The sequence below is a fragment of the Variovorax paradoxus genome (assembly GCA_016806145.1).
Lineage (GTDB): Bacteria > Pseudomonadota > Gammaproteobacteria > Burkholderiales > Burkholderiaceae_C > Variovorax.
In genome coordinates this window covers 4,567,205-4,587,182 of record CP063166.1, presented here as the reverse complement: position 1 = coordinate 4,587,182, position 19,978 = coordinate 4,567,205, and the positions used below count along the sequence as shown (strand labels likewise).

At 66.7% G+C, this 19,978-nt stretch carries 20 protein-coding genes and 1 tRNA gene; all 21 read left to right on the top strand.

Translation table 11 applies throughout. From position 1 onward, the window contains the following. The first annotated feature begins 33 nt into the window (after positions 1-33). The 21 genes from INQ48_21430 (at position 34) to nuoL (ending at position 19,967) form a co-directional block, all read left to right on the top strand. Positions 34-1,197, top strand: coding sequence for a pyridoxal phosphate-dependent aminotransferase (locus INQ48_21430; protein ID QRF55926.1), 1,164 nt, complete (start codon positions 34-36; stop codon positions 1,195-1,197). Positions 1,198-1,200: 3 nt separating this feature from the next. Then, positions 1,201-1,995: an AraC family transcriptional regulator gene (locus INQ48_21425; protein QRF60830.1), complete on the top strand. Its 795-nt coding sequence runs from the start codon at positions 1,201-1,203 to the stop codon at positions 1,993-1,995. 81 nt (positions 1,996-2,076) lie between these two features. After that, complete coding sequence (locus INQ48_21420) at positions 2,077-2,994, top strand: DMT family transporter (GenBank protein QRF55925.1); 918 nt, start codon at positions 2,077-2,079, stop codon at positions 2,992-2,994. Between the two features lie 90 nt (positions 2,995-3,084). After that, positions 3,085-3,351 carry a 30S ribosomal protein S15 gene (gene rpsO, locus INQ48_21415; GenBank protein ID QRF55924.1) on the top strand — a complete coding sequence of 89 codons (267 nt, stop codon included), beginning with the start codon at positions 3,085-3,087 and terminating at the stop codon, positions 3,349-3,351. Between the two features lie 206 nt (positions 3,352-3,557). Then, positions 3,558-5,906 carry a polyribonucleotide nucleotidyltransferase gene (gene pnp, locus INQ48_21410; protein ID QRF55923.1) on the top strand — a complete coding sequence of 783 codons (2,349 nt, stop codon included), beginning with the start codon at positions 3,558-3,560 and terminating at the stop codon, positions 5,904-5,906. A 96-nt stretch (positions 5,907-6,002) separates the two neighbouring features. Next, entirely contained in the window at positions 6,003-7,001 is a 999-nt protein-coding gene (locus INQ48_21405; protein ID QRF55922.1) for an NAD(P)H-quinone oxidoreductase, read from the top strand. Positions 7,002-7,014: 13 nt separating this feature from the next. Further along, complete coding sequence (locus INQ48_21400) at positions 7,015-7,776, top strand: triose-phosphate isomerase (GenBank protein QRF55921.1); 762 nt, start codon at positions 7,015-7,017, stop codon at positions 7,774-7,776. Positions 7,777-7,813: 37 nt separating this feature from the next. Further along, a complete protein-coding gene (gene secG / locus INQ48_21395) occupies positions 7,814-8,218 on the top strand; it encodes a preprotein translocase subunit SecG (GenBank protein QRF55920.1) in 405 nt (134 codons plus the stop codon). Between the two features lie 117 nt (positions 8,219-8,335). Beyond that, a tRNA-Leu gene (locus INQ48_21390) sits at positions 8,336-8,420 on the top strand. Positions 8,421-8,483: 63 nt separating this feature from the next. Further along, the gene (locus INQ48_21385) at positions 8,484-8,843 is read left to right on the top strand and encodes an NADH-quinone oxidoreductase subunit A (GenBank protein QRF55919.1); all 360 of its coding nucleotides are present in this window, start codon (positions 8,484-8,486) and stop codon (positions 8,841-8,843) included. A gap of 12 nt (positions 8,844-8,855) precedes the next feature. Then, entirely contained in the window at positions 8,856-9,335 is a 480-nt protein-coding gene (locus INQ48_21380; GenBank protein ID QRF55918.1) for an NADH-quinone oxidoreductase subunit B, read from the top strand. A gap of 12 nt (positions 9,336-9,347) precedes the next feature. Further along, positions 9,348-9,959 carry an NADH-quinone oxidoreductase subunit C gene (locus INQ48_21375; GenBank protein ID QRF55917.1) on the top strand — a complete coding sequence of 204 codons (612 nt, stop codon included), beginning with the start codon at positions 9,348-9,350 and terminating at the stop codon, positions 9,957-9,959. Position 9,960: 1 nt separating this feature from the next. Next, positions 9,961-11,214 (top strand): NADH-quinone oxidoreductase subunit D, encoded by a 1,254-nt coding sequence (locus INQ48_21370; protein ID QRF55916.1) that lies wholly within the window; start codon positions 9,961-9,963, stop codon positions 11,212-11,214. Between the two features lie 10 nt (positions 11,215-11,224). Beyond that, positions 11,225-11,764 carry an NAD(P)H-dependent oxidoreductase subunit E gene (locus tag INQ48_21365; protein ID QRF55915.1) on the top strand — a complete coding sequence of 180 codons (540 nt, stop codon included), beginning with the start codon at positions 11,225-11,227 and terminating at the stop codon, positions 11,762-11,764. Then, positions 11,764-13,104: an NADH-quinone oxidoreductase subunit NuoF gene (nuoF, locus tag INQ48_21360; protein QRF55914.1), complete on the top strand. Its 1,341-nt coding sequence runs from the start codon at positions 11,764-11,766 to the stop codon at positions 13,102-13,104. Before INQ48_21365 ends, nuoF begins: the two co-directional genes overlap by 1 nt. 17 nt (positions 13,105-13,121) lie before the next feature. Then, on the top strand, positions 13,122-15,299 hold the full coding sequence (locus INQ48_21355) for an NADH-quinone oxidoreductase subunit G (GenBank protein QRF55913.1): 2,178 nt from the start codon (positions 13,122-13,124) through the stop codon (positions 15,297-15,299). Further along, positions 15,296-16,372: an NADH-quinone oxidoreductase subunit NuoH gene (gene nuoH, locus INQ48_21350; protein ID QRF55912.1), complete on the top strand. Its 1,077-nt coding sequence runs from the start codon at positions 15,296-15,298 to the stop codon at positions 16,370-16,372. The genes INQ48_21355 and nuoH overlap by 4 nt, the downstream gene beginning before the upstream one ends. A gap of 17 nt (positions 16,373-16,389) precedes the next feature. Continuing rightward, positions 16,390-16,908, top strand: coding sequence for an NADH-quinone oxidoreductase subunit NuoI (gene nuoI, locus INQ48_21345; protein QRF55911.1), 519 nt, complete (start codon positions 16,390-16,392; stop codon positions 16,906-16,908). A 35-nt stretch (positions 16,909-16,943) separates the two neighbouring features. Further along, the gene (locus tag INQ48_21340; protein ID QRF55910.1) at positions 16,944-17,603 is read left to right on the top strand and encodes an NADH-quinone oxidoreductase subunit J; all 660 of its coding nucleotides are present in this window, start codon (positions 16,944-16,946) and stop codon (positions 17,601-17,603) included. Next, positions 17,600-17,908 (top strand): NADH-quinone oxidoreductase subunit NuoK, encoded by a 309-nt coding sequence (gene nuoK / locus INQ48_21335; protein ID QRF55909.1) that lies wholly within the window; start codon positions 17,600-17,602, stop codon positions 17,906-17,908. The genes INQ48_21340 and nuoK overlap by 4 nt, the downstream gene beginning before the upstream one ends. 19 nt (positions 17,909-17,927) lie before the next feature. Next, positions 17,928-19,967 carry an NADH-quinone oxidoreductase subunit L gene (nuoL, locus tag INQ48_21330; protein ID QRF55908.1) on the top strand — a complete coding sequence of 680 codons (2,040 nt, stop codon included), beginning with the start codon at positions 17,928-17,930 and terminating at the stop codon, positions 19,965-19,967. Positions 19,968-19,978: the final 11 nt, after the last annotated feature.

Sequence of the window (19,978 nt, the reverse complement as noted above, 5' to 3'; positions counted from 1 at the left end):
GAAGACACGACGACAACGAAAGAAGAACACGACATGCGCCAAGCCATCCACAACCTCGAAGCCTCCAAGATCCGCGAAGTCGCCAATGCCGGCCTCGGCCGCAGCGACGTGCTCGCCTTCTGGTTCGGCGAGAGCGACGAGGTCACGCCCGAAGTCATCCGCCAGGCGGCGATCGATTCGCTGCAGCGCGGCGAGACCTTCTACGCCCACAACCTCGGTCTGCCCGAGCTGCGCGCGGCGATCGCGCGCTACACCAGCAGCCTGCATCCCGCGGTCGATGCCTCGCGCATCGCCGTCACCTCGGGCGGCGTGAGCGCGCTGATGCTCGCGGTGCAGGCGCTGGTCGATGCCGGCGACGAGGTGGTCGCGGTGACGCCCGTGTGGCCCAACCTCACGGCACAGCCCGCGATCCTCGGCGCGACGGTGCGCACGGTGCCGCTGGTGCCGGTCCAGGGCGAATGGACGCTCGACCTGCAGGCGCTGCGCTCGGCGGTCACGTCGACCACCAAGCTGCTGATCGTCAACGCGCCGAACAACCCGACCGGCTGGACCATGACGCGCGAGGAGCAGCAGGCGATGCTCGACCATTGCCGCGAGACCGGCACCTGGATCCTCGCGGACGAGGTCTACGAGCGCCTGTACTTCGAACCCACGGCCAACGGCTGCGCGCCGAGCCTCCTCGACATCGCACGGCCCGGCGACCGGCTGGTGGTCACGCACAGCTTCTCGAAGAGCTTCCTGATGACCGGCTGGCGCCTGGGCTGGCTGGTGCTGCCGCCCGCGTTGGTCGAGGGCATCGGCAAGCTGATCGAGTTCAACACCTCGTGCGCGAGCGTGTTCACGCAGCGCGCCGGGGTGGTGGCGATCGAGCACACGGCCGAGATCACGCCGCGCGTGGTGGCGCACCTCAAGCATTGCCGCGACACGCTGGTGCCGCTGCTGGCGGCCGTGCCGGGCGTGCAGGTGGCGCCGGCCAGGGGCGGCATGTACGCCTTCTTCCGGCTCGAGGGCTTCGACGATTCCTTCGAGGTGGCCAAGCGGCTGGTGGTCGAGGCAGGGCTCGGGCTCGCGCCCGGCAACGCCTTCGCGCCCGAGGGGCAGGGCTGGCTGCGCTGGTGCTTCGCCTCGAAGGATCCGCAGCGGCTGGTGCAGGGCGTGGAGCGGCTGCGCGGCTGGCTCGCCAAGCAGCGGGGCTGAATGATGCCGCGGCCCGCGCCCGTCGATGCCGTGCGCATCCGCGGCTCGGCGCTGGCGGGCCTGCAGACGATCGCGGCCGAATCGGCGCGCAGCTTTCCGCGCCACATGCACGACGTCTACGGCATCGGCGTGATCGACCGCGGTGGTCAGCGCTCGGCCAGCGGCCGCGGCGCGGTCGAGGCGGTGCGCGGGGACGTCATCACGGTCAATCCCGGCGAGGTGCACGACGGCGTCGCGTTGCGCGGCGAGGCGCGCGCCTGGCGCATGCTGCACCTGGCGCCCGCGTTGCTGGCCGATGCCGCGCCCGGACTCGAGCTGACGCGGCCGGTGCTCAACGATCCGGCGCTGCGGCACGGGGTCGAACGGCTGTTCGCGGGCGTGGCCGAGGGTGCCGATGCGCTGGCGCTGGAGCAGGGCGTGCTCGAGCTGCTGCGCGATGCGCCGGGCGCGTTAACGCCGGAACCCGTGCCTCGCATCGCTGCCGTGGCGCTGGAGCGCGCGCGGGCACGCATCGCCGACGACTGCGTGGCCGCGCCCACGCTGGCCGAGCTCGCGCACGAGGCCGGCCTGAGCCGCTGGCAGCTGCTGCGCGGCTTCGCGGCCGCCTTCGGGCTGCCGCCGCATGCCTGGCTGCAGCAGTGCCGGCTGTCGCGCGCGCGGCGGCTGATCGCGCAGGGCCGGGCGCTGGCCGATGCCGCGGCTGGCGCGGGCTTTGCCGACCAGAGCCACATGACGCGGGCCTTCGTGCGCTTCCTGGGTTTCACGCCCGGGGCCTATGCGGCCGCGCACGGCGCCTGACCTGGTCCTGCAATTTCGTTCTAGACCGCCGCGCCCGCGGCGGGAGACGCTCGCGCCTTCTGCAAATGAAAGGCGATAGGCATGTCGGAACGCAGCAAGGGAATGTGGCTGTGCGCGCTCGCGATGGTCACGGTCGGCAGCACGGTGGTCGCGAGCAAGCAGATCGCGGGCGGCCTGCCGCCGTTCACGGCGACCGCGCTGCGCTTCGCGCTGGCGCTGCCGGTGTTCGTGGTGCTGATGCGGGGGGTGCGCGTGCGCTGGCCGCGGCCGAGCCGGCACGATGCCTGGCTGCTGCTGTGCCAGGCGGCCGCGGGCAGCGTCGGCTACACGGTGCTGCTGATCCTGGGCCTGCGCTGGGCGCCGGCGGCCGACGCGGGCGTGGTGGCCGGCACCCTGCCGGCCATCGCCGCGCTGGTGGCGGTGCTCGCGCTGCGCGAGCGGCCCGGGCGCTACTTGCTGGGCGGGATCGTGCTCGCGAGCCTGGGCGTGCTGGCGATCACGCTGCGGCCGGGCGGGGAGGGCGGCGCCCGCACGCCGGCCGCGCTGCTCGGCAACCTGCTGGTGCTGGGCGCGGTGGCCTTCGAATCGCTGTTCATCCTGCTCAACAAGCGGCTGCGCGTGCCGCTGCCGCCGCTCGCGCAGTCGACCGCGATGACCGCGCTGGGGCTGCTGCTGTCGCTGCCGCCCGCGCTGCTCGAGCGCGCCTGGCTGCAGGCGGTGCCGGCCGAGGCGCTGGCCGGTGTGGCCTACTACGCGCTGGTGCCGACGGTGGCGGGCTTCCTGCTCTGGTACGCGGGCGCGGCCCGGCTCAGCGGCGCCGAGGCGGCGCTGTTCACGGCGCTGATGCCGGTGTCGGCGCTGGCCCTGGCGGCCTGGTGGCTCGGCGAGCCGGTGGGCTGGCCCCAGATCGCCGGCGCCGCCTGCGTGCTGGGGGCGGTGGCGCTGGTCTCGCTCGACGGACGGCGCCGCGAAGGGGCGTCCGGGACGGCCGATGTATAATCCCAAGGCTTTGCATGCCGCAAGGCGCACGGTGGGCGCAGTTCCAGCACCCACCGCAAGTCAAACACCACCGGAACAAAGGAAAAATCAATGATCGCAGCCTCCATCAAGGCCGAAGTCGTCAAGGACAACGCCCGCGCAGCCAACGACACCGGCAGCCCCGAAGTGCAAGTCGCACTGCTGACCGCCCGCATCAACGAGCTCACCCCCCACTTCAAGACGCACGCCAAGGACCACCACGGCCGTCGCGGCCTGCTGCGCATGGTGAGCCGCCGTCGCAAGCTGCTCGACTACCTGAAGTCCAAGGACGCCGACCGTTACACCGCGCTGATCGCCAAGCTGGGCCTGCGCAAGTAAGCCGAATCGCAAGAAAAAACGCCTGGGTTAGTCCGCTAGCTCAGGCGTTTTTTACTTCGCGAACCACTTTCGGGGTGCCCTACAGAGCGAAGCTGTGTCATTCCAGGGAAGTTCGAGACGAGCTTCGCTGGAATGGCATCGTGTTCTGAGAAAGCCCTCCGAGTCCTGCGGATCTTCGATGATCTGCTACTAAAACAGGAGCAAACATGAGCCTCTTCAACAAAGTCACCAAGTCCTTCCAATGGGGCGACAAGACCGTCGTCATGGAAACGGGCGAAATCGCCCGCCAGGCCACGGGCGCCGTGCTGGTCGACATCGATGGCACCGTCGTGCTGGCCACCGTGGTCGCTTCGAAGACCGCCAAGCCGGGCCAGGACTTCTTCCCGCTGACCGTCGACTACATCGAGAAGACCTATGCCGCCGGCAAGATCCCCGGCAGCTTCTTCAAGCGCGAAGCCAAGCCCAGCGAACACGAAACCCTGACCAGCCGCCTGATCGACCGCCCGATCCGTCCGCTGTTCCCCGAGGGCTTCCTCAACGAAGTGCACGTGGTGATCCACACCGTGTCGCTGAACCCCGAAGTCGACGCCGACATCGCCGCGATGATCGCCGTGAGCGCCGCCCTGTCGGTCTCGGGCATTCCGTTCGACGGCCCGATCGGCGCCGCGCGCGTGGGCTACATCAACGGCCAGTACGTGCTGAACCCGGGCCAGACCGCGCGCAAGGATTCGCAGATGGACCTCGTCGTGGCCGGCACCGAAGCCGCCGTGCTGATGGTCGAGTCCGAAGCCCAGCAACTGGCCGAGGACATCATGCTCGGCGCCGTGGTCTTCGGCCACGAGCAAGGCAAGCTGGCGATCAACGCCATCCACGAACTGGTGCGCGAAGCCGGCAAGCCGCTGTGGCTCAAGGAAGGCACCTGGGCGCCCGAAGCCAAGGACGAGGACTTCATCGCCAAGGTCAACGGCCTGGCCGAAGAGAAGCTGCGCGCCGTCTACCAGATCCGCAGCAAGCAGGCCCGCACCCAGGCCCTGCGCGAAGCCAATGCCAGCGTCTACGAGGCCCTGAAGGCCGAAGGCGCCGCCTTCGACGCGGGCAAGGTCAGCGACCTGCTGTTCGCGATCGAAGCGCGCATCGTGCGCAGCCAGATCCTGCAAGGCGAGCCGCGCATCGACGGCCGCGACACGCGCACCGTGCGCCCGATCGAGATCCGCAACTCGGTGCTGCCGCGCACCCACGGCTCGGCGCTGTTCACGCGCGGCGAGACCCAGGCGCTGGTCGTGACCACGCTGGGCACCGAACGCGACGCGCAGCGCATCGACGCGCTGGCCGGCGAGTTCGAGGACCGCTTCCTGTTCCACTACAACATGCCTCCCTTCGCCACCGGTGAAGTCGGCCGCATGGGCTCGACCAAGCGTCGCGAAGTCGGCCACGGCCGCCTCGCCAAGCGCGCGCTCGTCGCCGTGCTGCCGAACAAGGAAGAGTTCCCCTACACCGTGCGCGTGGTGTCGGAAATCACCGAGTCGAACGGCTCCTCGTCGATGGCTTCGGTCTGCGGCGGCTGCCTCTCGATGATGGACGCCGGCGTGCCGATGAAGGCCCACGTGGCCGGCATCGCCATGGGCCTGATCAAGGAAGACAACCGCTTCGCGGTACTGACCGACATCCTGGGCGACGAGGACCACCTCGGCGACATGGACTTCAAGGTGGCCGGCACGACCAACGGCATCACCGCGCTGCAGATGGACATCAAGATCCAGGGCATCACCAAGGAAATCATGCAGGTCGCGCTGGCACAAGCCAAGGAAGCGCGCATGCACATCCTCGGCAAGATGCAGGAAGCGATGGGCGAGGCCAAGGCCGACGTGTCGCAGTTCGCACCGCGCCTGACCACGCTGAAGATCAACCCCGAGAAGATCCGCGACGTGATCGGCAAGGGCGGCGCGGTCATCCGCGGCCTGCAGGAAGAAACCGGCACGCAGATCAACATCGACGAAGACGGCACCATCACCATCGCGTCGACCGATCCGGCCAAGGCCGAAGAGGCCAAGAAGCGCATCGAGCAGATCACGGCCGAGGTCGAGATCGGCAAGATCTACGAAGGCCCGGTCACCAAGATCCTGGACTTCGGCGCGCTGATCAACCTGCTGCCCGGCAAGGACGGCCTGCTGCACATCAGCCAGATCGCGCACGAACGCGTCGAGAAGGTGACCGACTACCTGAGCGAAGGCCAGATCGTGAAGGTCAAGGTCCTCGAGACCGACGACAAGGGCCGCGTCAAGCTGTCGATGAAGGCGCTGACCGAGCGTCCGGCCGGCATGGAATACAGCGAGCGCCCGCCGCGCGAAGACCGTGGCGACCGCGGTGACCGTGGCGGCGAGCGCCGTGACCGTGGCGACCGCGGTGACCGTGGTGGCGATCGCGGTGACCGCGGCGGCGACCGTGGCGAGCGCGCTCCGCGCTTCAACAACGACCAGCAGCAGCAGCCGCGCAACGACCAGGCTCCGGCCGGCGAGTCGCAGCAGCCGCAGGCTCCGCGCGAGTCGCAGGAGTAAGAAGGCCATGGCGGCCGCGGCCTGCGCCGCGCGCCGCCTTTGCTTTTCCGATTGCTGAATGCGCCCGTCGCACGGGCGGCTGGAGGCCAGGAGACCATGAAAGCCATTGAAATCGCTTCGTACGGCGCCCCCGAGGTGCTGCGCGTCACGGATCGTCCCGATCCCGTCGCCGGCGCGGGCGAGTTGCTGATCCGCGTGTCGGCCAGCGGTGTCAACCGCCCCGACGTGCTGCAGCGCATGGGCCACTATCCGGTGCCGCCCGGCGCTTCCGACCTGCCGGGCCTCGAGGTGGCCGGCGAGATCGTGTCGGGCGATGCCGCGGCACTGGCCGAGGCGGGCTTCGCGATCGGCGACCGCGTCTGCGCGCTGATCGCCGGCGGCGGCTATGCGCAGCTGTGCGTGGCGCCCGTGGCGCAGTGCCTGCCGGTGCCTAAAGGCTGGAGCGACATCGAGGCGGCTTCGCTGCCCGAGACCTTCTTCACCGTCTGGAGCAACGTGTTCGAGCGCGGCCGCCTGCAGCAGGGCGAAACCCTGCTGATACAGGGCGGTTCGAGCGGCATCGGCGTCACGGCAATCCAGATCGCCAAGGCGCTGGGCGCGACCGTGATCGTCACGGCCGGCAGCGACGACAAGTGCGAGGCCTGCCTGAAACTCGGCGCCGATCACGCGATCAACTACCGCACGGCCGATTTCGTCGAAGTGGCGAAGTCGCTGACCGGCGGCAAGGGCGTGGACGTCATCCTCGACATGGTAGCGGGCGACTACGTGGCGCGCGAGGTCGAATGCCTGGCCGAGGACGGCCGGCTGGTGATCATCGCGGTGCAGGGCGGCGTCAAGAGCCAGATCAACGCGGGTCTGGTGCTGCGCAAGCGGCTCACGATCACGGGGTCGACGCTGCGTCCGCGGCCGGTGGCATTCAAGGGCGCGATCGCCCGGGCGCTGCGCGAGAAGGTCTGGCCGCTGCTCGAGAGCGGCGCGGTCAAGCCGGTGATCCACAGCACCTTCGCGGCGGCCGGCGAGCCCAGCGGCGCGGCGCAGGCGCATGCGTTGATGGAATCGAACCAGCACATCGGCAAGATCGTGCTGACATGGTGACGAGACGAGCACGATGACGACCCACAAGAAGCTGATCGCAGGGAACTGGAAGATGAACGGCAGCCTGGCTGCCAACGAGGCGCTGGTGACGGCGCTGGGGCAGGGGCTCGCGGCGAATGCGCCCGCGTGCGACATCGCGCTGTGCGCCCCCGCACCGTATTTCGCGCAACTGCAGTCGCTGCTGGCGGGTTCGCCGATGGCGCTGGGTGCGCAGGATATCTCCGCGCAGGCGCAGGGCGCCTTCACGGGCGAGCAGTCGGCGGCGATGCTGAAGGACTTCGGTGTGCGCTATGCCATCGTCGGCCATTCGGAGCGCCGCCAGTACCACGGCGAGACCGATGACGCCGTGGCCGCGAAGACCGCGGCCGCACTGGCCAACGGCATCACGCCGATCGTCTGCGTCGGCGAGACGCTGGCGCAGCGCGAAGCAGGGCAGACCGAGGAAGTGGTGAAGCGCCAACTGGCGGCGGTCATCCACGTGAACGGCCACTGCATCAGCGAGATCGTGGTCGCCTACGAACCCGTGTGGGCCATCGGCACCGGCAAGACGGCCACGCCCGAACAGGCGCAGGCGGTGCACGCGGTGTTGCGCGCGCAACTGCATCACGCCGCGAGCGAGCACGCGGCCGGTATCAAGATCCTCTACGGCGGCAGCATGAATGCCGCCAACGCGGCCGAACTGTTGGCGCAAGCCGACATCGACGGCGGCCTGATCGGCGGCGCTTCCCTGAAGGCCCCCGACTTTTTGCAGATCATTTCCGCCGCCGCCCGCTGAAGCGGGCAGGGCAGGCATCAATTAGGAGTAAGAACGAATGAACGTGGTCCTCAACCTTCTGGTCGGCGTGCAGATGCTGTCGGCGCTGGTGATGATCGGGCTGATCCTGATCCAGCACGGCAAGGGCGCCGACATGGGCGCGGCCTTCGGCAGCGGCAGCGCCGGCAGCCTCTTCGGCGCCAGCGGCAGCGCGAACTTCCTCTCGCGCACCACGGCCGTGCTGGCCGCGGTGTTCTTCGCCTGCACGCTGCTGCTGGCCTACTTCAGCCATGCACGTCCCACGGGCGGCGGCAGCCTGCTGGAGCGCGCGGCCATCGGCGCGCCGGCCACGCCGGCTTCGGGCGCGGCAGGCCAGATTCCCTCGGGCCAGTCGGGTGCGGCACCTGCTGCGGCGCCTGCGAGCGCGCCCGCGGCTGGCGCGGGACAGATTCCCAGCAAGTAACTCTGATGTTTTCAGAGTGGCCCGTAAGAAATGGCTTCATTTCAGGGTAAACTCTAAAGCTGTTCGGAAAGCCAAACCTCTTAGTAGGCACCTCATGCCATCCGAACAGAAAAAACCGCGGTCGTGGTGAAATTGGTAGACACGCTATCTTGAGGGGGTAGTGGCGAAAGCTGTGCGAGTTCGAGTCTCGCCGACCGCACCAAATCTCACCGACAGGACGCCTCATGAAGGTGCTTCTGTCGGTGGCAAGCGGTGAAAGCTCCCGATGAACCTCGATTCCTACCTTCCCGTCCTCTTGTTCATTCTGGTCGGGGTCGGCGTAGGCGTCGCTCCACAGGTCATCGGATACATCCTCGGCCCCAATCGGCCTGACGCAGCCAAGAACGCACCCTACGAGTGCGGCTTCGAGGCCTTCGAGGATGCGCGCATGAAGTTCGACGTGCGCTATTACCTGGTTGCCATTCTCTTCATCCTGTTCGATCTGGAGATTGCCTTTCTCTTCCCGTGGGCCATTGCGCTCAAGGAGATCGGTGCTGTCGGCTTCTGGGCCATGATGATCTTTCTCGCCATCCTCGTCGTGGGCTTCGCCTACGAGTGGAAAAAAGGCGCGCTCGACTGGGAATAAGGAAGCTACACGATGGCCATTGAAGGCGTTCTCAAGGAAGGCTTCGTCACGACCACCTACGACTCGGTGGTGAACTGGGCGAAGACCGGATCTCTGTGGCCGATGACGTTCGGTCTGGCCTGCTGTGCGGTCGAAATGATGCACGCCGGCGCGGCCCGCTACGACATCGACCGTTTCGGCATGCTGTTTCGTCCGAGCCCGCGTCAGTCCGATCTGATGATCGTGGCCGGCACGCTGTGCAACAAGATGGCGCCGGCGCTGCGCAAGGTCTACGACCAGATGCCCGAACCGCGCTGGGTGCTCTCGATGGGCTCGTGCGCCAACGGCGGCGGCTACTACCACTACAGCTACTCCGTGGTGCGCGGCTGCGACCGGATCGTTCCGGTCGACGTCTACGTGCCGGGCTGCCCGCCCACCGCCGAGGCGCTGCTCTACGGGATCATCCAGCTGCAGCAGAAGATCCGCCGCACCAACACCATCGCGCGTGCCTGAGGAATTGCCGAGATGACCGACTTTGCAATTTCTCCGGAGGCGCTGCAGGCGACTCTGGTGCAGACCCTGGGCGACAAGGCGCGCAGCGTGACCGTTGCGCTCGGCGAAGTGACCGTGGTGGTGAGCGCCGCGAACTACATCGATGCGGCGCTGCTGCTGCGCGATGCGCCGGGCTGCCGCTTCGAGCAGCTGATCGACCTCTGCGGTATGGACTATTCCGACTACCGCGAAGGCGAGTGGGAAGGCGAGCGCTACGGCGTCGTCTCGCACCTGCTGTCGGTGAGCCTCAATCAGCGCGTGCGCCTGCGGGTGTTCGCGCCCAGCGAAGACCTGCCGGTGGTCGATTCCTTGCAGCCGGTGTGGAACGCGGCGACCTGGTTCGAGCGCGAGGCCTTCGACCTCTACGGCATCGTGTTCGAAGGTCACGACGACCTGCGCCGCATCCTGACCGACTACGGCTTCATCGGCCATCCGTTCCGCAAGGACTTCCCGGTGTCGGGTCATGTCGAGATGCGCTACGACGAAGAACAGAAGCGCGTGGTCTACCAGCCGGTATCGATCGAGCCGCGAGAGATCACGCCGCGCGTGATTCGCGAGGACAACTACGGCGCCGGACTCCACTGACATGGCCGAAATCAAGAACTACACCCTCAACTTCGGTCCCCAGCATCCCGCGGCGCACGGCGTGCTGCGCCTGGTGCTCGAGCTCGACGGCGAAGTGATCCAGCGCGCCGACCCGCACATCGGCCTGCTGCACCGCGCGACCGAGAAGCTCGCCGAATCGCGCACCTTCATCCAGTCGCTGCCCTACATGGACCGCCTCGACTACGTGTCGATGATGTCCAACGAACACGCCTACTGCCTCGCCATCGAGAAGATGATGGGCCTCGAGGTGCCGATCCGCGCGCAGTACATCCGCGTCATGTTCGCCGAGATCACCCGGCTGCTGAACCACCTGCTGTGGCTCGGCGCGCACGGCCTCGATTGCGGTGCGATGAACATGCTCATCTACTGCTTCCGCGAACGCGAAGACCTGTTCGACATGTACGAGGCGGTGTCGGGCGCGCGCATGCACGCGGCCTACTTCCGTCCGGGTGGCGTGTACCGCGACCTGCCGGACGTGATGCCGCAGTACAAGGTCAGCAAGATCAAGAACGCGAAGGCGATCGAGAAGCTCAACGAGAACCGCCAGGGCTCGCTGCTCGACTTCGTCGACGACTTCTGCAAGCGCTTCCCGAAGATGGTCGACGAGTACGAGACGCTGCTCACCGACAACCGCATCTGGAAGCAGCGCACCGTGGGCATCGGCGTGGTCACGCCGGAGCGCGCGCTCAACCTCGGCTTTACCGGCCCGATGCTGCGCGGCTCGGGCGTCGAGTGGGACCTGCGCAAGAAGCAGCCGTACGACGTCTACGACCGCATGCAGTTCGACATTCCGCTCGGCAAGACGGGCGACTGCTACGACCGCTACCTGGTTCGCGTCGAGGAGATGCGCCAGGCCAACAAGATCATCCAGCAGTGTTCGGCATGGCTGCGTGCCAACCCCGGCCCGGTGATCACCGACAACCACAAGGTCGCCGCGCCCGCGCGCGAATCGATGAAGGCGAACATGGAGGAGCTGATCCACCATTTCAAGCTCTTCACCGAAGGCTTCCACGTGCCCGAAGGCGAGGCCTATGCTGCCGTCGAGCATCCGAAGGGCGAGTTCGGCATCTATCTCGTGAGCGACGGCGCCAACAAGCCGTACCGCCTGAAGATCCGCGCCCCTGGCTTCCCGCACCTCGCCGCCCTCGACGAAATGTCGCGCGGTCACATGATCGCCGACGCTGTCGCGGTGATCGGCACGATGGACATCGTGTTCGGCGAAATCGACAGGTGAGAAAGAGCGAATGACTTCCTCTACCCATGACACTCACGCGGCGCCTTCGGCGCCGCTGAAGCCTGAGACCCTCGAACGCTTCGCGCGCGAGGTGGCCAAGTACCCCGAGGCCGGCAAGCAGTCGGCCGTGATGGCCTGCCTGGCCATCGTGCAGCAGGACGAGGGTTTCGTGAGCGCCCAGCGCGAGCGCGAGATCGCCGAGTACCTCGGCATGGCGCCGATCGCGGTGCACGAGGTCACGACCTTCTACAACATGTACAACCAGCATGCGGTGGGCAAGTACAAGCTCAACGTCTGCACCAACCTGCCGTGCCAGCTGCGCGATGGCGTCACCGCCCTCGTGCACCTCGAGAAGAAGCTCGGCATCAAGATGGGCGAGACCACGGCCGACGGCCTGTTCACGCTGCAGCAGAGCGAATGCCTGGGCGCCTGCGCCGATTCGCCGGTGATGCTGGTCAACGACCGCACGATGTGCAGCTTCATGAGCAACGACAAGCTCGACCAGCTCGTCGATGGCCTGCGCGGTGCAACCCCCGGGGAGGCTGCGTGATGACGCCCGATCAGGTTCTTTCGCAGTTCCGCGCCACCGGCGTGCAGACCTGCTTCCATGACCGCCACATCGGCGCCCAGATCTATGCCGGGCTCGACGGCACCAACTGGCATCTGGCCGACTACGAGGCGCGCGGCGGCTACCAGGCGCTGCGCAAGATCCTCACCGAGGGCCTGACGCCCGACCAGGTGATCGCCGAAGTCAAGGCCTCGGGCCTGCGCGGCCGCGGCGGCGCCGGTTTCCCGACCGGCCTGAAGTGGAGCTTCATGCCGCGTCAGTTCCCGGGCCAGAAGTACCTGGTCTGCAACTCGGACGAAGGCGAGCCGGGCACCTGCAAGGACCGCGACATCCTGCAGTTCAACCCGCACATCGTGATCGAAGGCATGGCCATCGCCGCTTACGCGATGGGCATCAGCGTGGGCTACAACTACATCCACGGCGAGATCTTCCAGAGCTACGACCGCTTCGAGGAAGCCCTCGAGGAAGCGCGCGCCGCCGGCTATCTCGGCGACAAGATCATGGGCAGCACGTACAACTTCCAGTTGCACGCCGCCCACGGCTTCGGCGCCTACATCTGCGGCGAGGAAACCGCGCTGCTCGAATCGCTCGAAGGCAAGAAGGGCCAGCCGCGCTTCAAGCCGCCGTTCCCGGCCAGCTTCGGCCTGTACGGCAAGCCGACCACCATCAACAACACCGAGACCTTCGCGGCGGTGCCCTGGATCATCCGCAACGGCGGTCCGGCCTACCTCGAGTGCGGCAAGCCGAACAACGGCGGCACCAAGATCTACTCGGTCAGCGGCGACGTCGAACTGCCGGGCAACTACGAAGTGCCGATGGGCACGCCGTTCTCCAAGCTGCTCGAGCTGGCCGGCGGCGTGCGCAAGGGCCGCACGCTCAAGGCCGTGATTCCTGGCGGCTCGTCGGCACCGGTGCTGCCGGCCGACATCATGATGCAGTGCACGATGGACTACGACTCCATCTCGAAGGCCGGCTCGATGCTGGGCTCGGGCGCGGTGATCGTGATGGACGACAGCCGCTCGATGGTCGAGTCGCTCAAGCGCCTCTCGTACTTCTACATGCACGAATCCTGCGGCCAGTGCACGCCGTGCCGCGAAGGCACGGGCTGGCTCTACCGCGTGGTCGACCGCATCCACAACGGCCAGGGCAAGCCCAGCGACCTGCAGCTGCTGGACTCCGTCGCCGGCGACATCATGGGCCGCACCATCTGCGCCCTCGGCGACGCGGCGGCCATGCCGGTGCGCGCCATGATCAAGCACTTCCGCCACGAGTTCGAAGCCTTGATCCCGGGCTACGTCCCGAAAGCAACGGTCCAGGCCTGAGCGCGAGAAAAAGACATATGGTTGAAATCGAACTCGACGGCAAGAAGGTCGAAGTGGCCGAAGGCAGCATGGTCATGCATGCTGCCGACAAGGCCGGCACCTACATTCCGCACTTCTGCTATCACAAGAAGCTCAGCATCGCGGCCAACTGCCGCATGTGCCTGGTCGACGTCGAAAAGGCGCCCAAGCCGATGCCGGCCTGCGCCACGCCCGTCACGCAGGGCATGATCGTCCGCACCAAGAGCGAGAAGGCGATCAAGGCCCAGCAGTCGGTCATGGAGTTCCTGCTGATCAACCATCCGCTGGACTGCCCGATCTGCGACCAGGGCGGCGAATGCCAGCTGCAGGACCTGGCCGTGGGCTATGGCGGCTCCTCCTCGCGCTACGAGGAAGAGAAGCGCGTCGTGTTCCACAAGGACGTGGGCCCGCTGATCAGCATGGAAGAGATGAGCCGCTGCATCCACTGCACGCGCTGCGTCCGCTTCGGCCAGGAAGTGGCCGGCGTGATGGAGCTCGGCATGTCGCACCGCGGCGAGCACTCCGAGATCGAGACCTTCCTCGGCGACTCGGTCGACTCCGAGCTCTCGGGCAACATGATCGACATCTGCCCGGTCGGCGCGCTCACGAGCAAGCCCTTCCGCTACAGCGCCCGCACCTGGGAGCTGTCGCGCCGCAAGTCGGTGAGCCCGCACGACTCCACCGGCGCCAACCTGATCGTCCAGGTCAAGAACAACCGCGTGATGCGCGTGGTGCCGCTCGAGAACGAAGACGTCAACGAATGCTGGATCGCCGACCGCGACCGCTTCTCGTACGAAGCGCTCAACGGCACCGAGCGCCTGACGCAGCCCATGCTCAAGCAGGGCGGCCAATGGCAGCAGGTCGACTGGCAGACCGCGCTCGAGTACGTGGCCAACGGCCTCAAGCAGATCAAGGCCGACCATGGCGCGCAAAGCATCGGCACGCTGGTCAGCCCGCACAGCACGCTCGAGGAGCTTCAGCTCGCCGCGCAGCTCACGCGTGAGCTCGGCAGCGACAACATCGACTACCGCCTGCGCAACGCCGAATTCACGGCCTTCGAAGGCATCCGCTGGCTCGGCACCTCGATCGCCTCGCTGACGCAGCTGCAGCGCGCCTTCGTCGTCGGCTCGAACTTGCGCAAGGACCATCCGCTGTTCGCGCAGCGCATCCGCCAGGCCGTGCGCAAGGGCGCCGCGCTCAGCGTGCTGACCTCGAAGCAGCTGATGGCCGACGCCGAAGCCTGGGCCATCCAGCCCGCGCAGGCCGCCATCGTCGATGCCGGCCAATGGATCGAAGTGCTGGCCGCGATCGCGACCGTGGTGGGCCAGTCCACCGGCGCCGCCGCGCCGCTGGCACCCGCCAACGAGCCCGACGCCACCGCGCAGGCCATTGCCGCGTCGTTGCTGAGCGGCGAGCGCAAGGCCATCCTGCTGGGCAATGCCGCCGCGCACCATGCGCAGGCCGGCAGCCTGCTCGCGCTGGCCAACTGGATCGGCGCGCAGACCGGCGCCAGCGTCGGCTACCTGACCGAAGCCGCCAACACCGTCGGCGCGCAGCTCGTGGGCGCGTTCCCGAAGAACGGCGGCCTCAACGCCGGCCAGATGCTCGCCGCCGGCTCCGGCCTCAAGGCCGTGCTGCTGCTGAACACCGAGCCGGTGTTCGACTCGGCCGCCGGCGCCGCCGCTGCCGACACCATCGGCAACGCACAGATGGTCGTCACGCTGAGCCCGTTCAAGGCCAACCTCGAATTCAGCGACGTGCTGCTGCCGATCGCGCCGTTCACCGAAACGCCCGGCAGCTTCGTCAATGCCGAAGGCCGCCTGCAGAGCTTCCACGCCGTGGTGAAGCCGCAGGGCGAAGCCCGTCCGGCCTGGAAGGTGCTGCGCGTGCTCGCCAACCTGCTGGGCCTGCAAGGCTTCGCGTTCGAATCGACCGCCGACGTGCTGCGCACGGTGGGCGACAACGGCGCGCTGCCGGCCGATGCGCTGCGCAACGCCACCGGCGCCGCCGCCGTGGCCGCCAACGGTGCGGCCGCGCCCGTGGTCGCGAGCATCTACCAGCTCGATTCGATCGTGCGCCGCGCGCCGTCGCTGCAACTGACCGCCGACGCGCGCAACGCGGGCCACGGCATCGGTGCCGCGCCCGCCAGCGCCCAGGCCGAGGAGGTGTCGGCATGATCGACGCCATTCACGGCTTCGGCCAGGGTCTCGTCGCCGCCGGCTGGTGGACCGCCGTGGTCTGGCCCGTCATCTGGACGCTGATCAAGATCATCGTCGTGGTCATCCCGCTGATGCTGGCGGTGGCCTACCTCACGCTGTGGGAACGCAAGGCCATCGGCTTCACGCAGATCCGCGTGGGCCCGAACCGCATCGGGCCGCTGGGCCTGCTGCAGCCGATCGCCGACGCGCTCAAGCTGATGACCAAGGAAATCATCCTTCCGACGGTCGCCAACAAGGGCCTGTTCCTGCTCGGCCCGATCATGACCATCATGCCGGCGCTCGCCGCCTGGGCCGTGATCCCCTTCGGTCCCGACGTCGCGCTCGCCAACATCAACGCCGGCCTGCTGTTCGTGATGGCCATCACCTCGCTCGAGGTCTACGGCGTGATCATCGCGGGCTGGGCCTCGAACTCGAAGTACGCCTTCCTGGGCGCGCTGCGCGCATCGGCCCAGATGGTGAGCTACGAAATCGCGATGGGCTTCTGCTTCGTCGTGGTGCTGATGGTCACCGGCAGCCTGAACATGAGCGAGATCGTCAACGTGCAGGGCAAGGGCATGTTCGCCAACCTCGGCGTCGGCTTCCTGTCGTGGAACTGGCTGCCGCTGCTGCCGATCTTCGTCGTCTACTTCATCTCGGGCCTGGCCGAGACCAACCGCCACCCCTTCGACGTGGTGGAAGGCGAATCGGAAATCGTCGCGGGGCACATGATCGAGTACTCGGGCATGAGCTTCGCGATGTTCTTCCTGGCCGAGTACGCGAACATGTGGCTGGTCTCGATCCTGACCGTCATCCTGTTCCTCGGCGGCTGGCTGCCCCCGTTCGAGTTCCTGAGCTTCATCCCGGGCTGGATCTGGCTCGGCGCCAAGACCTTCTGCGTGGTCACCATGTTCCTGTGGGTGCGCTCGACGTTCCCGCGCTTCCGCTATGACCAGATCATGCGTCTGGGCTGGAAGATCTTCATTCCCGTCACCCTCGTGTGGCTGGTCGTGGTCGGTGGCTGGATGCAGACGCCGTTCAACATCTGGAAATAACTGGAAGCGCCAACACCATGTCTGCGCACACCGCAACCCCGTCCGCGCCGTTCTCGCTCAAGGACTTCCTCGGCAGCTTCATGCTGTTCGAGCTGTTCAAGGGCCTGGCCATCACGGGCAAGTACGCCTTCAGCCGCAAGATCACGGTGCAGTTCCCCGAAGAGAAGACGCCGCTGTCGCCGCGCTTCCGCGGCCTGCACGCGCTGCGCCGCTACGAGAACGGCGAGGAACGTTGCATCGCCTGCAAGCTCTGCGAGGCCGTGTGCCCCGCGCTCGCGATCACCATCGAATCGGATGTGCGCGACGACGGCTCGCGCCGCACCACGCGCTACGACATCGACCTGACGAAGTGCATCTTCTGCGGCTTCTGCGAAGAGAGCTGCCCGGTCGACTCGATCGTGGAGACCCACATCTTCGAATACCACGGCGAAAAGCGCGGCGACCTGTACTTCACCAAGGACATGCTGCTGGCCGTTGGCGACCGCTACGAAACAGAAATTGCGGCGAACAAGGCGGCTGACGCCAAGTACCGCTGATCCGGCCTGGCCTGAACCCCTACGAATTCGAACTCATGGACGTCAAGACCGGTTTGTTCTATCTGTTTGCCGCGGTGCTGCTGTTCGCATCGTTCCGCGTCATCACCGCCCGCAATCCCGTGTACGCGGCGCTGTACCTCGTGCTGGCCTTCTTCCAGGCGTCGGCCATCTGGCTGCTGCTGCGCGCCGAATTCCTCGCGATCTCGCTCGTGCTGGTCTACGTGGGCGCGGTGATGGTTCTGTTCCTGTTCGTCGTGATGATGCTGGACATCAACGTCGACAGCCTGCGCCAGGGCTTCTGGAAGCACTTCCCGCTGGCGGCGGCCGTCGGCGCGCTGATCGCGCTCGAGATGGCGGCCGTGCTGATGGGCGGCTTCCGCCTCGGCGAAGCGCCGCGCGCGGTGGCCGCGGCCAACAGCTCCAACACGCTCGAGCTGGGCAAGCTGCTGTATTCCGAATACCTCTATCCGCTCGAGATCGCGGCGGTCATCCTGCTGGTGGCCATCATCGCCGCCATCGCCCTGACCCTGCGCACCCGCAAGGACAGCAAGTACGTCGACCCGGCCGACCAGGTGCGCGTGAAGGCGCGCGACCGCGTGCGCGTGGTGCAGATGCCGGTGACCCGCGCTGCGGAACCCGTGGTGGAAGCCCCGGCCGAAGCGGCGCCGACGGCAGCAAAGGAGAACAAGGCATGACGCTCACCCTCGGACACTTCCTCTCGCTGGGCGCGATGCTGTTCGCGCTGTCGGTGATCGGCATCTTCCTGAACCGCAAGAACCTGATCGTGCTGCTGATGGCCATCGAGCTGATGCTGCTCGCGGTCAACATGAACTTCGTCGCCTTCTCGCACTTCCTGGGCGACATGCACGGCCAGATCTTCGTGTTCTTCATCCTGACGGTGGCCGCGGCCGAGTCGGCCATCGGCCTCGCGCTGCTGGTGCTGCTGTTCCGCAACAAGTCGAACATCAACGTCGACGAACTCAACTCGCTCAAGGGCTGATCCCAAGGCTGACACCAGAATGAGCGCAACCCTTTCCGCATCCACGCTGCTGGCCGTTCCCATGGCCCCCCTGGTCGGGGCGGCCCTGGCCGGCATCTTCGGCACCAAGTTCGGCGGCAACCACATCGGCCGCAAGATCACGCACTCGCTGACCATCCTCGGCGTGTTCGTCGCCTTCGTCATCTCGGCGCTGACGCTCAAGTCGGTCATCGTCGACGGCGCCCGCTTCAACCAGACCCTCTACGAGTGGATGGTCGTCGGCGGCCTCAAGATGGAAGTCGGCTTCATGGTCGACGGCCTCACCGCGATGATGATGTGCGTCGTGACCTTCGTGTCGCTGATGGTCCACATCTACACCATCGGCTACATGGAAGAAGACGAGGGCTACAACCGCTTCTTCGCGTACATCTCGCTCTTCACCTTCTCCATGCTGATGCTCGTGATGAGCAACAACATGCTGCAGCTGTTCTTCGGCTGGGAAGCGGTGGGCCTGGTGTCGTACCTGCTGATCGGCTTCTGGTTCAACAAGCCGACCGCGATCTTCGCGAACATGAAGGCCTTCCTGGTCAACCGCGTGGGCGACTTCGGCTTCATCCTCGGCATCGGCCTGATCGCGGCCTACGCGGGCACGCTCAACTACACCGAAGCCTTCGCCAAGGCCGGCACGCTCGGCGGCATCACCTTCCCGGGCACCGACTGGATGCTGATCACCGTGATCTGCATCTGCCTGTTCATCGGCGCGATGGGCAAGAGCGCGCAGTTCCCGCTGCACGTGTGGCTGCCCGACTCGATGGAAGGCCCGACCCCGATCTCGGCGCTGATCCACGCGGCGACCATGGTGACGGCCGGCATCTTCATGGTGGCACGCATGTCGCCGCTGTTCGAACTGAGCGACACGGCCCTGAGCTTCATCCTCGTGATCGGCGCCATCACCGCGCTGTTCATGGGCTTCCTGGGCATCATCCAGAACGACATCAAGCGCGTGGTGGCGTACTCCACGCTGTCGCAGCTGGGCTACATGACGGTGGCGCTCGGCGCCTCGGCCTATTCGGTCGCGGTGTTCCACCTGATGACCCACGCCTTCTTCAAGGCGCTGCTGTTCCTCGGTGCCGGTTCGGTCATCATCGGCATGCACCACAACCAGGACATCCGCTGGATGGGCGGCGTGCGCAAGTACATGCCGATCACCTGGATCACCTCGCTGCTGGGCTCGCTGGCGCTGATCGGCACGCCGCTGTTCTCGGGCTTCTACTCGAAGGACAGCATCATCGAGGCGGTGAAGGAAAGCCACCTGTGGGGCGCGAACTTCGCCTACTACGCGGTGCTGATCGGCGTGTTCGTCACGGCCTTCTATTCGTTCCGCATGTACTTCCTGGTCTTCCACGGCAAGGAACGCTACGACCAGAACCCCGATGCGCACCACGACGACCATCACGCGCACGACGACCACGGCCATGGCCACGGTCACGACGACCACAAGCCGCACGAGTCGCCGTGGGTGGTGTGGCTGCCGCTGGTGCTGCTCGCGATCCCCTCGGTGGTCATCGGCTTCCTGACGATCCACCCGATGCTCTACGGCGAATTCTTCAAGGACGCGATCTTCGTCGACGCCTCGAAGCACCACGCCATGAAGGAGCTCGAGGAGGCCTTCCACGGCGCCGGCGCGATGGCCATCCACGGCCTGCAGACCATGCCGTTCTGGCTCGCGCTCGCGGGCGTGGCGCTGTCCTACTACATGTACATGATCAACCCGGCGCTGCCGGCCGCCATCAAGCGCGCCTTCGGCCCCGTGTACCGCCTGCTCGAGAACAAGTACTACCTCGACTGGATCAACGAGAACATCATCGCGCGCGGTGCCCGCGCCCTTGGCATGGGCCTGTGGAAGGGCGGCGATCAGGCACTGATCGACGGCGCGGTCGTCAATGGCTCCTGGAAGCTGGTCGGCCGCATCTCGGGCGTGGTCCGCTGGCTGCAGTCGGGCTACATCTACCACTACGCCTTCGCGATGCTGCTCGGGATCTTCGTCCTGATGACGTACTTCGTCTGGTTCAAACGCTAAGCCGCAAAGCG

What these genes read in the sequence shown, in the direction of transcription:
- nuoL (QRF55908.1), top strand. Translation starts at nt 17,928, where the DNA reads ATGAGCGCAACCCTTTCCGCATCCACGCTGCTGGCCGTTCCCATGGCC.
- INQ48_21430 (QRF55926.1), top strand. Translation starts at nt 34, where the DNA reads ATGCGCCAAGCCATCCACAACCTCGAAGCCTCCAAGATCCGCGAAGTC.
- INQ48_21420 (QRF55925.1), top strand. Translation starts at nt 2,077, where the DNA reads ATGTCGGAACGCAGCAAGGGAATGTGGCTGTGCGCGCTCGCGATGGTC.
- INQ48_21380 (QRF55918.1), top strand. Translation starts at nt 8,856, where the DNA reads ATGGCCATTGAAGGCGTTCTCAAGGAAGGCTTCGTCACGACCACCTAC.
- INQ48_21370 (QRF55916.1), top strand. Translation starts at nt 9,961, where the DNA reads ATGGCCGAAATCAAGAACTACACCCTCAACTTCGGTCCCCAGCATCCC.
- INQ48_21375 (QRF55917.1), top strand. Translation starts at nt 9,348, where the DNA reads ATGACCGACTTTGCAATTTCTCCGGAGGCGCTGCAGGCGACTCTGGTG.
- nuoK (QRF55909.1), top strand. Translation starts at nt 17,600, where the DNA reads ATGACGCTCACCCTCGGACACTTCCTCTCGCTGGGCGCGATGCTGTTC.
- INQ48_21425 (QRF60830.1), top strand. Translation starts at nt 1,201, where the DNA reads ATGCCGCGGCCCGCGCCCGTCGATGCCGTGCGCATCCGCGGCTCGGCG.
- nuoH (QRF55912.1), top strand. Translation starts at nt 15,296, where the DNA reads ATGATCGACGCCATTCACGGCTTCGGCCAGGGTCTCGTCGCCGCCGGC.
- nuoI (QRF55911.1), top strand. Translation starts at nt 16,390, where the DNA reads ATGTCTGCGCACACCGCAACCCCGTCCGCGCCGTTCTCGCTCAAGGAC.
- rpsO (QRF55924.1), top strand. Translation starts at nt 3,085, where the DNA reads ATGATCGCAGCCTCCATCAAGGCCGAAGTCGTCAAGGACAACGCCCGC.
- pnp (QRF55923.1), top strand. Translation starts at nt 3,558, where the DNA reads ATGAGCCTCTTCAACAAAGTCACCAAGTCCTTCCAATGGGGCGACAAG.
- INQ48_21400 (QRF55921.1), top strand. Translation starts at nt 7,015, where the DNA reads ATGACGACCCACAAGAAGCTGATCGCAGGGAACTGGAAGATGAACGGC.
- INQ48_21405 (QRF55922.1), top strand. Translation starts at nt 6,003, where the DNA reads ATGAAAGCCATTGAAATCGCTTCGTACGGCGCCCCCGAGGTGCTGCGC.
- INQ48_21355 (QRF55913.1), top strand. Translation starts at nt 13,122, where the DNA reads ATGGTTGAAATCGAACTCGACGGCAAGAAGGTCGAAGTGGCCGAAGGC.
- INQ48_21385 (QRF55919.1), top strand. Translation starts at nt 8,484, where the DNA reads ATGAACCTCGATTCCTACCTTCCCGTCCTCTTGTTCATTCTGGTCGGG.
- secG (QRF55920.1), top strand. Translation starts at nt 7,814, where the DNA reads ATGAACGTGGTCCTCAACCTTCTGGTCGGCGTGCAGATGCTGTCGGCG.
- INQ48_21340 (QRF55910.1), top strand. Translation starts at nt 16,944, where the DNA reads ATGGACGTCAAGACCGGTTTGTTCTATCTGTTTGCCGCGGTGCTGCTG.
- INQ48_21365 (QRF55915.1), top strand. Translation starts at nt 11,225, where the DNA reads ATGACTTCCTCTACCCATGACACTCACGCGGCGCCTTCGGCGCCGCTG.
- nuoF (QRF55914.1), top strand. Translation starts at nt 11,764, where the DNA reads ATGACGCCCGATCAGGTTCTTTCGCAGTTCCGCGCCACCGGCGTGCAG.